The 14943-nt window shown below is 47.7% G+C and carries 17 protein-coding genes; 6 read left to right on the top strand and 11 right to left on the bottom strand.

Annotated features, from left to right (window positions below):
- Positions 1-57 precede the first annotated feature (57 nt).
- Complete coding sequence (locus MGMO_RS20085) at positions 58-210, bottom strand: hypothetical protein (protein ID WP_023496039.1); 153 nt, start codon at positions 208-210, stop codon at positions 58-60.
- A 10-nt stretch (positions 211-220) separates the two neighbouring features.
- Positions 221-856 carry a transcriptional repressor LexA gene (gene lexA, locus MGMO_RS15645; protein ID WP_023496038.1) on the bottom strand — a complete coding sequence of 212 codons (636 nt, stop codon included), beginning with the start codon at positions 854-856 and terminating at the stop codon, positions 221-223.
- A 328-nt stretch (positions 857-1184) separates the two neighbouring features.
- On the opposite strand from lexA, the gene MGMO_RS15640 reads away from it, so the two are divergent.
- The 4 genes from MGMO_RS15640 to mtnC all read left to right on the top strand — a co-directional run bounded on the left by MGMO_RS15640 (position 1185) and on the right by mtnC (position 3539).
- A complete protein-coding gene (locus MGMO_RS15640) occupies positions 1185-1568 on the top strand; it encodes a hypothetical protein (RefSeq protein WP_023496037.1) in 384 nt (127 codons plus the stop codon).
- Positions 1569-1681: 113 nt separating this feature from the next.
- Positions 1682-2302, top strand: coding sequence for a methylthioribulose 1-phosphate dehydratase (locus MGMO_RS15635; RefSeq protein WP_023496036.1), 621 nt, complete (start codon positions 1682-1684; stop codon positions 2300-2302).
- Complete coding sequence (locus tag MGMO_RS15630; protein WP_023496035.1) at positions 2299-2859, top strand: 1,2-dihydroxy-3-keto-5-methylthiopentene dioxygenase; 561 nt, start codon at positions 2299-2301, stop codon at positions 2857-2859. The genes MGMO_RS15635 and MGMO_RS15630 overlap by 4 nt, the downstream gene beginning before the upstream one ends.
- A complete protein-coding gene (gene mtnC, locus MGMO_RS15625; RefSeq protein WP_023496034.1) occupies positions 2856-3539 on the top strand; it encodes an acireductone synthase in 684 nt (227 codons plus the stop codon). The genes MGMO_RS15630 and mtnC overlap by 4 nt, the downstream gene beginning before the upstream one ends.
- 168 nt (positions 3540-3707) lie before the next feature.
- On the opposite strand, the gene murI is transcribed toward mtnC, so the two are convergent.
- From murI to rpe, 7 genes are all read right to left on the bottom strand, one after another.
- A complete protein-coding gene (gene murI / locus MGMO_RS15620) occupies positions 3708-4514 on the bottom strand; it encodes a glutamate racemase (protein ID WP_023496033.1) in 807 nt (268 codons plus the stop codon).
- A 60-nt stretch (positions 4515-4574) separates the two neighbouring features.
- Positions 4575-5375, bottom strand: a complete 801-nt coding sequence (gene trpC / locus MGMO_RS15615) for an indole-3-glycerol phosphate synthase TrpC (protein WP_023496032.1) — start codon at positions 5373-5375, stop codon at positions 4575-4577.
- A 12-nt stretch (positions 5376-5387) separates the two neighbouring features.
- Positions 5388-6407 (bottom strand): anthranilate phosphoribosyltransferase, encoded by a 1020-nt coding sequence (gene trpD / locus MGMO_RS15610; protein ID WP_023496031.1) that lies wholly within the window; start codon positions 6405-6407, stop codon positions 5388-5390.
- An 8-nt stretch (positions 6408-6415) separates the two neighbouring features.
- A complete protein-coding gene (locus MGMO_RS15605; RefSeq protein ID WP_023496030.1) occupies positions 6416-7006 on the bottom strand; it encodes an anthranilate synthase component II in 591 nt (196 codons plus the stop codon).
- On the bottom strand, positions 7003-8499 hold the full coding sequence (gene trpE, locus MGMO_RS15600) for an anthranilate synthase component I (RefSeq protein ID WP_023496029.1): 1497 nt from the start codon (positions 8497-8499) through the stop codon (positions 7003-7005). Before trpE ends, MGMO_RS15605 begins: the two co-directional genes overlap by 4 nt.
- 266 nt (positions 8500-8765) lie before the next feature.
- Complete coding sequence (locus MGMO_RS15595) at positions 8766-9359, bottom strand: hypothetical protein (protein WP_023496028.1); 594 nt, start codon at positions 9357-9359, stop codon at positions 8766-8768.
- Positions 9360-9392: 33 nt separating this feature from the next.
- Positions 9393-10067 carry a ribulose-phosphate 3-epimerase gene (gene rpe / locus MGMO_RS15590; RefSeq protein WP_023496027.1) on the bottom strand — a complete coding sequence of 225 codons (675 nt, stop codon included), beginning with the start codon at positions 10065-10067 and terminating at the stop codon, positions 9393-9395.
- Between the two features lie 112 nt (positions 10068-10179).
- Between rpe and MGMO_RS15585 the strand changes: the two genes are divergently transcribed.
- Positions 10180-11037: a fumarylacetoacetate hydrolase family protein gene (locus MGMO_RS15585; RefSeq protein WP_023496026.1), complete on the top strand. Its 858-nt coding sequence runs from the start codon at positions 10180-10182 to the stop codon at positions 11035-11037.
- 3 nt (positions 11038-11040) lie between these two features.
- On the opposite strand, the gene MGMO_RS15580 is transcribed toward MGMO_RS15585, so the two are convergent.
- Both MGMO_RS15580 and MGMO_RS15575 read right to left on the bottom strand, forming a co-directional pair.
- Complete coding sequence (locus MGMO_RS15580) at positions 11041-12624, bottom strand: ATP-binding protein (RefSeq protein ID WP_023496025.1); 1584 nt, start codon at positions 12622-12624, stop codon at positions 11041-11043.
- Positions 12621-13331, bottom strand: a complete 711-nt coding sequence (locus MGMO_RS15575) for a response regulator (RefSeq protein ID WP_023496024.1) — start codon at positions 13329-13331, stop codon at positions 12621-12623. Before MGMO_RS15575 ends, MGMO_RS15580 begins: the two co-directional genes overlap by 4 nt.
- A gap of 174 nt (positions 13332-13505) precedes the next feature.
- On the opposite strand from MGMO_RS15575, the gene hemW reads away from it, so the two are divergent.
- Entirely contained in the window at positions 13506-14639 is a 1134-nt protein-coding gene (gene hemW / locus MGMO_RS15570; protein WP_023496023.1) for a radical SAM family heme chaperone HemW, read from the top strand.
- Positions 14640-14943: the final 304 nt, after the last annotated feature.

The raw sequence follows: 14943 nt of genomic DNA, 5'->3' as shown, positions 1-14943 counted from the left end.
TATTTAGATGGCTAACGCTTCAACAGTGGTTTCACCATATTTGTGCTTTAACCCAATTTAAAACCCAACACCGACCAGAAAAACCGCGACGAGCAGGACAGCTATAGAAAGCTCTTCCAACTGGTGCATATAGGAAATCCTGCTCTCCTGCATTATCATTTCGATACGGTTAGTGACTTGGTCTCGCATATGTACATTTCTATTTATCATGAGATTGCTCCTAAAAATAATTGGAATAACTACGCATTTGCCCCACCAATACACCTTGGATTTCCACTTGCTCAGGCTTATAGCGCATGGCTTCCATTTTGGCATTGGCGGGAATGAGTAAGGTTTCGTGGGGGTACTGCTCAATGAATTTCAATGTCGCTTCGGATTTATTGACCAAGGCCACAACAATTTCGCCATTACGGGCATAGCTGCGTTGCTCAATAACCACCCAATCGCCATCGAAAATGCCCTGTTCAATCATGGAATCGCCCTTGATTTTCAGGACATAACAGGGTTTTTGAGTCCTTAGCTGGTCGGGAACAGCCATATAAGAAATGGTTTCTACCGCTTCTATGGGCCTTCCAGCCGCGATGTAACCCACAAAAGGCAAGCCGCCCTGGTCAGATGAACCACTGATTAATTGTTTAGCGTATTCTGTTAAACGAATACCGCGTTGCTTACGCTCTGGCGATTCAATCAGATTAGCGTCTATTAATGCTTTAATATGGGCATGTAGCGAGCCACGAGAACTTACACCTAAGCTCGAACACAGTTCCTCCAGCGTAGGCGGATGTCTGAAATTATCCTGATTCTGACTTAAAAAATCGAAAATTTCTTGCTGTTTACGGGTTAATGTCAATTTCATTGTGTTCTCTATTTGTTTTGTTATAAAAGTAGCACGAGAACAAAAACAAAACAAGTGCAGAACAAGTATTTTTTGATTTCTTTTATTTTTTGATTTCTTTTTTAGTTGCACCAAAAATTAAATACAATCCATAATCAGAACGATATTTTATTTCAGATAATCGCCCTTGTTGATTTATTGAACAAAGCCAATCGAAAATTGGGTAATCGAATTGAAATGGATACAAATGCAGAAACCTTAGATTTTCTCACTGGCATACCACTGGATAATTCCCAAACCATAAAAAACAGAGCTCTTTAAAATAGTAAACTACTTCCAAATTTACATAATGAAAAGCCCTCTCCTCCTTGTCATCGGATTAGGTATCATCCTCATAAGTTACACTGTCCTTATAAATCGCGATGTATCTACTGATCTCCAGCTTGCTGGCGTTTGGACGTATGGAGCAGGGGGGAAATTTACTATTAATCTTCATTTTCGTTTACCAAGCAACTTTACAATGACACCAGAAAAAATGTACTTAGCTTATGGTAAATATTGCAAAGGGCCTTATTTCTGTGATTACTTTGCAGACAAGCAGTTTTACTATATCGTCCCTAATTGGAATTTTATCGGCCACTTTCCTTGGCAAACTGTTCCTTCGTCAGCTAAAGTAATTGTCGATGGTACGACTGGCGAACTTAGAAAGCGGCGAGTAGATAGAGGAGATTAATTGCACATGGTCACATTTAATAAAAGCTCTTGCTTTCTGTGCAGCACTTATGTTCCTGAAGATACTCAACAGGAATAAGGTAAGCAACTATATCTCAACATTTCCAATCAATTATGCAATACTCCCAAGACTTTAAAACCGCAGCCATAGCACTCTGCAATGCCGGAAAGTTTATCGACAGCAAGGGTTGGGTGCCTGCCACCAGCGGAAATTTTTCTGCCCGCCTGCCGGATGGCACGATTGCCATTACCACGTCCGGTAAGCACAAGGGTCATCTCCAGGTCGAGGACATTATGCTGATTGATCACGATGCCAACTCGCTGGACGGCAAGAAATCGTCGGCAGAAACAGGTTTGCATACGACTTTATACAAGCGTTATCCAACAATTCAAGCCATTTTGCACCCGCATTCGATCAATGCCATACTGGTTTCAAAGATTTTTGGCGATGTAATCGTGCTGGAAAATTATGAGTTGTTGAAAGCCATGCACAGCATTACCACGCATGAAACACGGATTACGGTGCCGATTTTTGCCAACGACCAAGACATTCCGCGCTTAGCCCATGTTGTCGATCAGTACCTTGATACCGTGAATGATTGTTATGGCTACATTATCGCCGGACATGGCCTGTATACCTGGGGCGAGTCCATACTGGAGGCATTGCGCCATTTGGAAGCGCTGGATTATTTATTTGATTGCGAACTGCGACTGCACGGAGTTAGAAAACCATGAGCGTGTTAACTGTCTATCCCGATGACCAACCGAAGCAAGGCAACCGTTACGCCGATTTTGCCGACATTGAACGCGAGCTTGCGGGTATTGATGTCAAGTTTGAACGCTGGACTGCCAACCGCGAATTGACCGCCGATGACGAGCCAGCGACGGTGATTGCCGCTTATCAGGAATCCATCGACAAGCTGAAACAGCTTTACGGTTTTCAGTCTGCGGACGTGATTAACCTAAGCCCGGATCACCCGCAAAAAACGGAGTTCCGGCAAAAATTCCTGGCTGAACATACGCATGACGATTTTGAAGTGCGGTTTTTTATCGACGGACGTGGGTTGTTTTACCTGCATGTCGGGAATAAAGTCTATGCGGTGTTATGCGAAAAAGGCGACCTCATCAGCGTTCCCGCCCACACCACGCACTGGTTTGATATGGGGGAAAACCCCAGCTTCAAGGTCATCCGGCTGTTTACCACGCCGGAAGGTTGGGTAGCCCAGTTCACGGGCAGCAACATCGCCAAAGCTTTTCCCTCATTCGATGAAATCATGGCAGAACTGCAATGATTAAAGCCATCGTCACCGATATTGAAGGCACGACTTCGTCTTTGTCGTTTGTGAAGGATGTGCTATTCCCTTATGCCCGTGTGAAACTGCCCGATTATGTCCGACAACACCAGGACGAACCGACTATCAAACAATTGCTCGCAGATACCTGTAATGAAGCGAATATTTCATTAAACACTGAAAACGCCATCGAGCAGTTAATCGAATGGATAGACCAAGATAAGAAAATCACGCCGTTAAAGGCCTTGCAAGGCTTGATCTGGGAGACTGGTTACAAGCAAGGTGACTTTACAGGCCATTTGTACCAGGATGCGATAGATAATCTTAACACTTGGAAAGCCAAAGGCATTGCCTTATACGTCTATTCTTCCGGTTCGGTTTTAGCGCAAAAACTGCTTTTTGGGCATACGGCTTCCGGGGATTTAACGCCGTTATTTTCAGGGTTCTTCGACACCAACATCGGCGGCAAAAAAGAGCCTGATTCTTACCGTAAAATTGCCGATGAAATTGCCATACCTCCGGCTAACATCCTATTTTTGTCAGACATTAAAGAAGAATTGGATGCTGCAAAAACGGTGGGTTATCGAACGATTTGGCTTACCCGCCACCAAGCACCTGACACGAAAGCTGCTCATCTGCAAGTTGATTCTTTTGATGATATTATAGATTCGGCCTTTTAATGCCTGAACCGTTCGTGCTTAGCTTGTCGAAGCACACACCGCCTTTCGACAGGCTCAAGGTGAACGGAAACTTAATACTTCACAAGGCCGAATCAATAGCTTAATTGCGGGACTAAACGGCTAATTTTGTAGCCCAAATATTTAATTCCTTCACAGCCCCAATCCATTTTAAACCGATACGGCTTCGGTCATTTTTCCCGTCTTAACCCGACTGCCCCACAGCCCTGAAATAACCTGGTCGGCAATACCGTTTTCAGCACTGCTATAAAATTGCACTGAACCTATCTGGTGACCATCAGACAATAAGCCGTGATGGCCCAGTAAGTGGTGCAAACGCCTGGCAATGGCCGCGCCTGAATCGATGACTTGCACATGAACGCCCGCAATTTCTTGGATAACCGGCTTCAAAAATGGGTAATGGGTACAACCCAATACCAAGACATCGGCATTCTGCTCCAATAACGGTTGCACATATTGTGCTACCAGTGCACGGGTTTCCACGCTGTCGAGATCGCCTTGCTCCACTTGGTCAACCAAGCCGGGGCAAGCTTGTGGGATGATAAGGGCTTGATCGGCAAATCGGGCGAACAAAATCTGGAAATTATTGCTATTGATCGTCCTGCTGGTAGCCAACACACCAACAATGCCCGTTTGGGTTTTTTCGGCAGCAGGCTTGACGGCCGGTTCCATTGCCACCATAGGAAGATGATAGATACCGCGCAATTCCTTGACGGCAGCAGCCGTTGCGGTATTGCAGGCCACCACGATTGCCTTGACCTTTTGGCTTAAAAAAAACTCGAAGATAGTGGTGGACCGTTCCAGGATGAATTCTTTGGATTTATCCCCATACGGTACATGCGCGGAATCGGCAACATAAATCAAATCTTCCTGCGGCAGCAGTTGATGGATTTCGCGCAAGACCGACAGGCCGCCTACGCCGGAATCGAAAACACCAATAGGATATTTGGAATGCATTTACCGTTAAATTTATTGTTATTACACGGATAAGTTTAACTAAACCGGTAGAAGGTAACCTTATAAAGCAAACAACTCACGCATTTTTTGCCCAGGGCTTTCTGCCCGCATAAAGGATTCGCCCACCAAAAAAGTGTAGATTTCGTTATCCAGCATCAATTGCACGTCGTCTTGGGTATGAATTCCGCTTTCTGTAATGATGATTCGATCTGCCGGAATCATTGCCTTAAGGTCTAGCGTCGTCTGCAAGGACGTTTCAAACGACCGAAGGTTTCGGTTATTGATTCCCATCAACTTCGTATCCAATGTTAAGGCACGCTCCAATTCTTCCGCATTATGGGATTCAACCAAGACATCCATACCTAATTTTGTCGCGGTGTCGGACAATTCGTGCATTTGCCGGTCGCCCAAGGCGGCAACAATCAACAAAATGCAGTCTGCGCCCAAGGCGCGGCTTTCATAAACCTGGTATGGGTCGATCATGAAGTCTTTACGGATGACGGGCAACGGGCAACGCTCACGCACCATCTGCAAATAGGCCTCTGCACCTTGGAAAAACTCCTTATCCGTCAACACCGACAGACAAGTGGCACCATTCATGGCATAGTCAAGGCCAATCGTAATAGGCTCAAAAATTTCCCGAATCACGCCTTGACTAGGCGAAGCTTTTTTAATTTCCGCAATAATCGCAGGCTTTTTGGTACCGGCCTTATGTTGCAACGCCTTATAAAATCCGCGTGGTTTCTCAACACCCTGGGCAATGTCTTCCAGGTCGGCAATACTCATACGCTGTTTACGGCTGGCAACTTCTTCGAGTTTTTTAGCAAGGATTGTTTTTAAAATGTCTGGGGTGTCGGCCATTATTCTTAATTCTTATGAAATTTCTGACGAATATTGTATCAAGTCATCCAGCTTTACACGAGCAGCGCCACTTGCGATAACCTCACGGGCTTTATTAACGCCGCCTGAAAAGGTGTCGGCGATATTCGCCGCATAAATTGCCGCACCTGCATTCAATAAGACGATGTCCCGTGCTGCACCAGGCTGGTTGCCCAGGGCCGATTTTATCATGTCCAAACTCGTTGCCGCATTCGTTACCGCCAACTCGGTCAAACTCGCGCGCTGCAAGCCGAATTGCTCAGGCGTTACGGTATACATCGAAACCCTGCCGTCTTTCAATTCGGCAACATGGGTCGCTGTAGCAATGCTGATTTCATCCAAGCCGTCTTCCGCACTCACCACCAACACATGCTGGCTACCCAGTTTATTTAAAACCTGCGCCAGCGGCTCTACCCACGCCTGGGAGAAAACTCCGATGAGTTGATTCGGCGCGGATGCAGGGTTAGACAAGGGGCCGAGCAGGTTAAACAATGTCCGCACCCCCATTTCCTTACGGACATTAATCGTATGCTTCATCGCACCATGATGTTTGGGCGCGAACAAAAAACCCACACCGATTTCACGTACACATTGCACAACTTGCTCTGCCGATAAATCCAGGTTGACTCCTGCCGCTTCCAACACATCAGCGCTGCCGCAACTGCTCGATACCGAACGGTTACCGTGTTTGGCAACCTGCCCACCTGCTGCGGCGACGACGAAAGCGCAAGCCGTAGAGATGTTAAACGTATTCGCACCATCGCCGCCGGTACCACAAGTATCGATGATATGCTCGCCCGAAATGGGCACTTTGCTCGCCAACCCACGCATCACCTCAACGGCGGCGGCAATTTCGTCGACGGTTTCACCTTTGCAACGCAGGGCAATCAAAAACCCGGCGATTTGGACATCGGTCGCATCGCCATTCATAATCAGCCTCATCACATCACGCATTTCGTCTGCGGTGAGGTCTTGCTTATCCAGTAATTTTTGTAAGGCTTGTTGGATTTGCATATCTGGACTCATCTTTCCAGAAAATTCCTCAGCAAATCATGGCCATGCTCCGTCAAGATAGACTCGGGGTGGAACTGTACGCCTTCGATCTCCAAAGTCTTGTGGCGAACGCCCATTATTTCGTCGATGTTGCCCTGTTCGTCTTGCGTCCAAGCGGTGATTTCAAAGCAATCGGGCAAGGTAACCTGTTCGATGACCAGGGAATGGTAACGGGTAGCGGTGAAGGGGTTGCTAAGCCCTTTAAATACGCCCGTGTCTTGGTGGTAAACCTGCGAGGTTTTGCCGTGCATAATGCTCTTGGCATGGATGATGTTGCCGCCGAAGGCGTAACCGATGCTTTGGTGCCCTAAACACACACCCAAGATGGGAATCCGCCCGGCAAAGTTTTCGATGACCGCCACGGAAATACCGGCTTCTTTCGGTGTGCAAGGACCCGGCGAAATCACAATTTTATCGGGATTCAATCCGGCAATATCATCAACGCTGGCTTGGTCGTTACGCACGACGGTTACATTAGCGCCTAACTCGCCAAAGTATTGCACTAGGTTATAAGTGAATGAATCGTAATTGTCGATCATCACAACATTAACGGCACTCATGCTTGACCTCCCTGTTGTTCGCTGTCGAGACCCGCTTCCGCCATGCTGACGGCACGGAACACGGCGCGGCCTTTATTCATCGTTTCATCCCATTCGCTTTGAGGGATAGAATCGTACACGATGCCCGCCCCCGCCTGAATATGCAGCCTATTGTCTTTGATAACAGCCGTTCGGATCGCTATCGCGGTGTCCAGATTGCCCGACCATGAAATATAACCGACGGCACCGGAATAAACCCCACGCTTGACGGGTTCGAGTTCGTTAATGATTTCCATCGCGCGTATTTTGGGTGCGCCACTAACCGTTCCCGCTGGAAAAGTCGCCGCCAGTACATCAAAAGCATTATTGCCGGATTGCAATTGCCCCGTAACATTGGAGACGATGTGCATGACATGGGAATAGCGTTCGACAATCATCTTGTCGGTCAACTCCACCGTGCCGATTTCTGCCACGCGTCCGGTATCGTTACGTCCCAAGTCGATCAGCATCAGGTGTTCGGCAAGCTCCTTGGGGTCTGCCAACAGTTCTTGTTCCAGTTCCAGGTCGAGTTCCGGCGTTGCGCCGCGCCGGCGCGTCCCTGCGATTGGGCGTACCGTAATTTGGTCATCCTCTAACCTGACCAATATTTCTGGCGAAGAACCCGCAATGTGGAAGTCGCCCAGATTGAGAAAAAATAGGTACGGCGACGGGTTCAGGCAGCGTAAGGCGCGGTATAAATCCAGCGGCGGCGCACTGTAAGCGATGGACATGCGCTGCGACAAGACCACCTGCATGATGTCGCCGTCGGTGATGTAATCCTTGGCCTTGAGCACCGCTGCTTTAAAGCCATCTTCCGTAAAACCGGACACAAAATCCGCTTCCCGCACACGCGTGGGCTGTGTATGCTTGGCGGGCTCGGCTTTCATCTCACGCAGTTTTCTTGCCAGGTCATTCAAGCGCGTAACGGCGAGGTCGTAAGTATTGTCTTCCTCTGGATTGGCATGGGTTAGCAATAGCATCTTGCCGGACAGGTTGTCGAACACCAGGATTTCTTCCGACACCATCAGCAAAATATCCGGGCAGCCCAAGGGATCGGGCTTATCCGACCGCAAACGCGGCTCGATATAAGCGACGGTTTCATAACCGAAATAGCCAACCAAACCACCGCTAAAGCGCGGCAATTCTTGAATATCCGGCACGATATAACGAGACTTGAAGGCTTCAATCCAGGTCAAAGGATTTTCATGGACAGCGCTTTCCACCACCTTTCCATCCGTTTCCAGCCGGATGTCATTGCCGTAAACCTTAACAATAGTTTTACACGGCAACCCGATAATCGAATACCTACCCCATTGTTCTCCGCCATGCACCGATTCAAACAAATAAGAGTACGGACCGTCGGCCAGCTTTAGGTACGCACTCAAGGGCGTATCCAAATCCGCCAACACTTCCCGGCTGATCGGGATACGGTTGTAACCTTGGCGGGCGTAGTAATTGAATTGTTCTGGGGTCATGAATATTTAGGCAAAAGGCGCAAGGTTCAAGGCAAAAATCATGTAATCGTGTAGGTTGGGTTAGACGCGCAAACTCTCTGTTTTTAATTGTTTTGCACGAAAGTTAAGGCGCGTCGTAACCCAACATTCGGCGGTTAATTATGTCAGCAATTGTTGGGTTACGGCGCACGGATAGTCCAGTTGTAATTTTGGCATGATTTATTTTGTGCGCCTAACCCAACCTACTGGACTACAGACTCACAAAAGAAAATTTTTATTGCCTTATCTTATATCGTTATACCTAATTTCAATTCGTAGTATGGACACATCTCTATTGAAGGGTCGTAAGACAATAGAAGAAATGCTCGCGTCACATACTTTATATTTTCAAATTTATGCCTTGCCAAATAAGCTTCAACAGTGATTCGATCCAACATTTCTTCATCTGTATGAACGACCACAATATAACCTCCGTCATACGGTGGTTCTTTTAATTTTGGATATTTTGAATCTTTTCGGGATAAAAGTTTTTGAAGTGATTCAATAAACTTTGTCTTATCCCAATTGGCATATTCATGTATCGCACCTGATTTGTAGTTCTTTATCGCTTTTTCATCCACCAACTCCGTTACTTCAATAGCTACTCGTTTCCAATCGAAATTCAATGCTTCGCAATCGGGAGGATCGTTTGGCCGTCCTCGTCTTTTCAGAGAAGTAAATAGAATTTCGCCCTCTCTTTCTAATGATTCGACAAGACAGGTTACAACTCCCCATTCTTCTATATCGCGGTCTGAACTCCAACCAAAAAAACCCGCATACCCTCGCGCTTTGTTTCTTGCTTCTGTTATTAAATCAAATATTTCTGTTTCTAATATTTTCATTAAACCTAAGATACAGATTCGAGTTCTTGAAATCTAACCAACCTTCGCCATCTCCGCCCGCATTTCATCGATAATCGCCTTATAATCCGGCTTGCCGAATATAGCAGAACCGGCGACGAAGGTATCTGCACCAGCAGCCTTTATCGCGCCGATGTTAGCACCGTTAACGCCACCGTCGATTTCCAGGCGGATGTTGAAACCGCTGTCGTCGATGCGTTTGCGGACTTCGCGTAATTTACCCAAGGCCGACGGCAGGAAGGATTGTCCGCCGAAGCCGGGGTTGACCGACATCAACAGAATCATGTCGAGCTTGTCCATGACATAATCCAAATGGCTTAAGGGCGTGCCAGGATTGAACACCAAACCCGCCTTGCAACCGCAATCTTTAATCAACTGTAAGGTACGGTCGATATGCACGGACCCTTCGGGATGGAAGGTGATGTATGACGCACCCGCCTTGGCAAAATCAGGCACGATGCGGTCAACGGGTTCAACCATCAAATGCACGTCGATGGGCGCAGTAACGCCGTGTTTACGCAAGGCTTCACAAACCAGCGGCCCGATGGTCAGGTTAGGCACAAAATGGTTGTCCATCACGTCGAAATGGACGATGTCCGCGCCAGCTTTCAATACGTTATCGACTTCCTCGCCCAATTTCGCAAAATTGGCGGACAGGATGGAAGGGGCAATCCAGTTTTCGTTCTTCATGTTCTTTCCTCGTTTGGATTAAATACTTAATAAATTGTGCGATTATATCTTGTTTTTACGCTTTGGGCTTCGTATACAATAGCCGGAATTCACATTGAAGGATGCCCAGGCCATGAAATTAGTCACTTTTACCCACAACAATTATTCCCGCTTTGGCGCGGTGATCGATGATGAAGTGGTGGATGGCGTGGGCGAAATGAACCTGCCAGGGGCGATGATTAATTTTATATCCGCTGGCGAGCCCGCATTGCAAGCCATGCGTAAACGCATCGCCAGCGGCAACCACCGGATTCCGTTGTCGGAAGTCAAGTTGCAGGCACCAATTCCGCGCCCTGGAAAATATTTGGCAATTAGCCTGAATTATGCCGACCATATCGCCGAAACCGGACGCGATAGGCCGGAGTATCCCAGCTTTTTCACCAAGCAAAGCACTTGCGTCATTGCCCACGGCGATGCCATCCATCGGCCTAAAGTGTCCGACAAGCTGGATTACGAAGGCGAACTGGCATTTGTTATCGGCAAACGCTGCCGCCATGTGCCGGTAGACGAGGCTTATAAGGTAATTGCGGGTTATACCATTGCCAATGATGTTTCGGTGCGAGACTGGCAATTCCGCTCACCCACTTTTACTGTCGGCAAGTCATTCGACACCTGCGGCCCATTGGGGCCTTGGGTTGTGACGAGCGACGAAATCAGTGATCCACATAATCTCAATATCAAGACGTGGGTTGATGATGAATTACGGCAAGACTCCAATACCCGCTATATGCTGTTCAACTGCCATGAGATGGTCGCCTACCTGTCGCAAGCCATGACATTGGAGCCGGGGGATGTTATCAGCACGGGCACTCCCAGCGGCGTAGGCGTAAAGATGGAACCCCGTGGTTATTTGAAGCCGGGGCAAACCGTTACAGTTGAAATCGAAGGGATAGGGCAATTAAGCAATCCGGTTATTGAAGAACCGCAATAACCCTTATGCTTTTGCGGTATTTTTAACCAACGGCTTTTCAGCAAGCGGCTTATCCTCTTGCCGTCTTGGCACGGGGAAGATAACCGTCACTTTTAAGCCGCCAAATTGCGATACGCCCAACGCCAATTCCGCGCCGTACATGCTGGTAATCCTTTCGACGATGGAAAAACCCAGCCCACTGCCTTGTGCCGTTTGGGCGGTTTCCACACATCGGTGAAAACGTTTTAAGGAATTTTCATATTGATCCGGCGGTATTCCTGGCCCTGAGTCCTCCACCCTAAATTGCAATTGGCTTTGGCTGCCTTCCAAGTAAATCACGATATTGCCGCCAGCGGGCGTGTATTTGATGGCATTATCGATAACATTCCTGACTAAAATGGTAATAAGCTGGGTATTCGCAAAGATTGGCACGGCATCTTGTTCCACAAATTCGATCTGTATCCGTTTTTTGTGCGCTGCCGGTTCCAGTTCGGTAATCACTTGAATGACTTCGCGATTTACAAAAGTAATCTCTTTGGCAAGATATTCTTTACCGGATTCTATCCTCGAAAACGTCAACAATTGCTGCACCATGTAAGTCATCCGGTGGACAGCTTGTGAAATCCGCAGCAACGCTTGCTTGCGGACGGCTTCATCGGTTGTCCGCAATGCCACTTGCGCTTGGGTCAGCAACCCGGCCAGCGGTGTCCTTAACTCGTGTGAAGCATCTGCGGTAAATCGGCGTTCGTGTTCAAAAGCCTGTTCAAGCTGGGCGAACAAATTATTGATTTCTTTGACAACAGGGACGACTTCCTTGGGGAGTTTTTTCGCTGATAAGGGCTTAAGGAAACTGGCTTCTCGTTTGGATAAAGCCCTTTCCAGGCGGCTAAGCGGTTTCAGGGCATAGCCGACGATAAACCAGATAACGATACCCAATAACGGCAATCCCACCAAAAACTGGGTCACTAAATGCCAGGAAATATCATCCGTCAATTGGGCGCGTATTTCCTCCTGTTGACCCACATGGATAACGTAATCGCCCGTGGCATTAGTGATGCTAAAAACATGCCATAGATGATCGTCTATCGTTTTTTCGCTGAAGCCCCGTATCGAAGAAGACAAGGCAAATTTAGGCGAGCTTTCCGACCGCAGCAACAGCCCGCTCTCCTTCGACCACAACTGAAAAGCTATTTTTCTTTCATATTTATGCCCAAAAGCATCCGCTTGCAATAGCTCGTCGAAAACATCCCACAAGGGATCCTCATTTTTAGGTCGGTTGTCGCCAAAAATCGGAAAATGTTGGGCAGCTTTTGAATGCAACAGCAAACCATCATTTTCGGATTTAAGCTGAAAAGCGATTTTCCGGTCATAATCCTGACCTAACACATCGGTTTGGACGAGTTTTAAGCGTTCTTCCAAGGCACTGTCTTGCGGCAAGCTATCCAAAAAAGCCAACAGCACTTTACCCGATTGGGCCAATTCGGCATCGAACAGGGCGGCAACTTCATCCCGTGTGACACGGTAATTGATATAGGCGGTAATTCCCCAGATCAGCATAGAAGCTGATAATAAGGTCACCAATAACAACTGCCGCAAGGAGTAATTCATTCGCCATCATCAGTTTCGGTTTCGGCTTCAACCTCAGAATCCGTATCGCTTTCTGAATCAATGATATAGCCAACACCCCTGACCGTACGGATGATGCCGGAATCAAGTTTTTTCCTCAAATAATGGATGTGTACTTCAACCGTATTGCTTTCTATGTCCGAGTTCCACGAATACAGGCTTTCCTCTAACCGGGCGCGTGAGACCACGCGCCCGATGTTGCCCATGAGGAAACTGAGGATTTCAAATTCTTTCTGCGATAGCTCAACTTTTTCACCGTTGAACGTCACTTGGTGCGACGCAGGATCAAGGATCAATCCCTTATATTCGATGGTCGGCGTCCCCCTGCCCTCGTTGCGCCGTGCCAATGCCCTTAGCCGCGCGCACACCTCGTCCAATTCAAACGGCTTGATGACGAAATCATCCGCACCGCTGTCCAAACCTTCCACCCGGTCGGGTACAGTATCTTTCGCTGTCAACACCAACACAGGCGTTTCATCCTTACGTGCCCTTAACGCGCGCAAAATGGACAAGCCGTCCATGTCCGGCAGGTTCAAGTCCAACACGACAAGCTCATAACAGCTCATCTTCAGCGCTTCATCAGCCAATTTGCCGTTGGTAAGCCAATCGACGGCGTAGCCTTCCATTTTCAAGCCAGCAGATAAGCCATCGCCCAATATTTCATCATCTTCCACCAGTAAAAGCCGCATGTCACCTCTCAAAATAGTTGCTATTAACCAACCATAACGTAAACAAAGAAAGTTAACCCTGACTTAAAATTTGCCTTGCACCTGATGCCGTAAGGTAAATAGCGCGGGTTGTTATTCACATAATGCCGTTAATGTTAAACTGGACGCCCCTTTTATAAAACATCCGGATTTCTATTGCCGCCGCTTAGTCTATACGTCCACATCCCCTGGTGCATCAAAAAATGCCCTTATTGTGATTTTAATTCCCATGCCAAAAAGGCGGAATTGCCGGAATCGGCTTATATTGATGCCCTGCTGAATGATTTAACTGCTGACTTAGAACGCTACGCCATCACCCGTCCCATCCAAAGCATCTTCATCGGGGGCGGCACACCCAGCCTGTTTTCACCCGAATCGTTAGACCGTTTGATCGCAGGGATCGACCGACGTACCGCTTTAGACAAAGACATCGAAATCACACTGGAAGCCAATCCAGGAACTTTTGAAAGCACAAAATTTAAAGAGTTCAAAGCCTTGGGCATCAACCGATTGTCCATCGGCGTACAAAGCTTTAATGACGGCTTGCTAACAAAGCTGGGGCGTGTGCATTCTGGGCAAGAAGCCGTCAAGGCCGCAGAAATAGCCCATCATGCCGGATTCACCCATTTTAACCTGGACTTGATGTTCGGCTTGCCCGGCGCAATTCCTGGCGACAGCGAAAAAGACGTAGCTACAGCCATTGCCCTTAAACCCGCGCACATTTCCTTCTACCAGTTAACCCTGGAACCTAACACCTTATTCCATAAATACCCGCCCAAACTGCCCGACGACGACTTTATTTTTGCCACCCAAAAGCATTGCCAAGGCTTATTGGCCGATAACGGCTATCGACAATATGAAATTTCGGCGTATAGCCAGCCTGGTAAGGAATGCCGCCATAACGTCAATTATTGGCAGTTCGGCGATTATTTAGGGATTGGTGCAGGCGCGCATGGCAAAATTACAGAAGCGTTGCCGAACCAAATTACCCGCACCTTTAAACCCAAAAGCCCTGAACTCTACCTACAAAACCCGTCTCAAAACGGCAGCAGACTAGCCATCGCCATTCATGATTTGCCCATCGAATTCATCATGAACCAACTACGGCTGCGGCGCGGATTCACCTTAGCCCATTACCAAAGCATGACCGGATTGCCTGCAAGCACCTTGCAACCCGCATTGTCCGATTGTCAGACACAAGGCTTAATCACCTTGGAAAACGGTTATTATGCCTGTACGGATAAGGGCTGGGATTTTTTGGATACGGTTTTGGGGAAGTTTATTGCTTGAAAAAGTCGATTTATCACTATGACTGGTTTTATTTGTTGGTTTAAGCGATTTTGGGGCGCAGTTAAACCGTTCGTGGTGAGCTTGTTGAGCCATGAACGAGACCAACTTGTTCCCTCTCCCCTTGTGGGACGACCACCAGGGATGACGGAAGTGCGGCAGCAGGTATGGAACCTGCGCCGTTAGGGCTAGGGTGAGGGGTTTATTAAGGTGTCGCTACCGCGACGGTTATTTGAATGTGGGTTCTCGTACCCACGGACGAGATACTTTTCTTTGCGCGGACAAAGAAAAGTATCCAAAAGAAATC

The organism is Methyloglobulus morosus KoM1, from assembly GCF_000496735.2.
Lineage (GTDB): Bacteria > Pseudomonadota > Gammaproteobacteria > Methylococcales > Methylomonadaceae > Methyloglobulus > Methyloglobulus morosus.
Note: the sequence above shows the minus strand (reverse complement) of the source record. Positions and strands in the feature narration are given on the sequence as shown.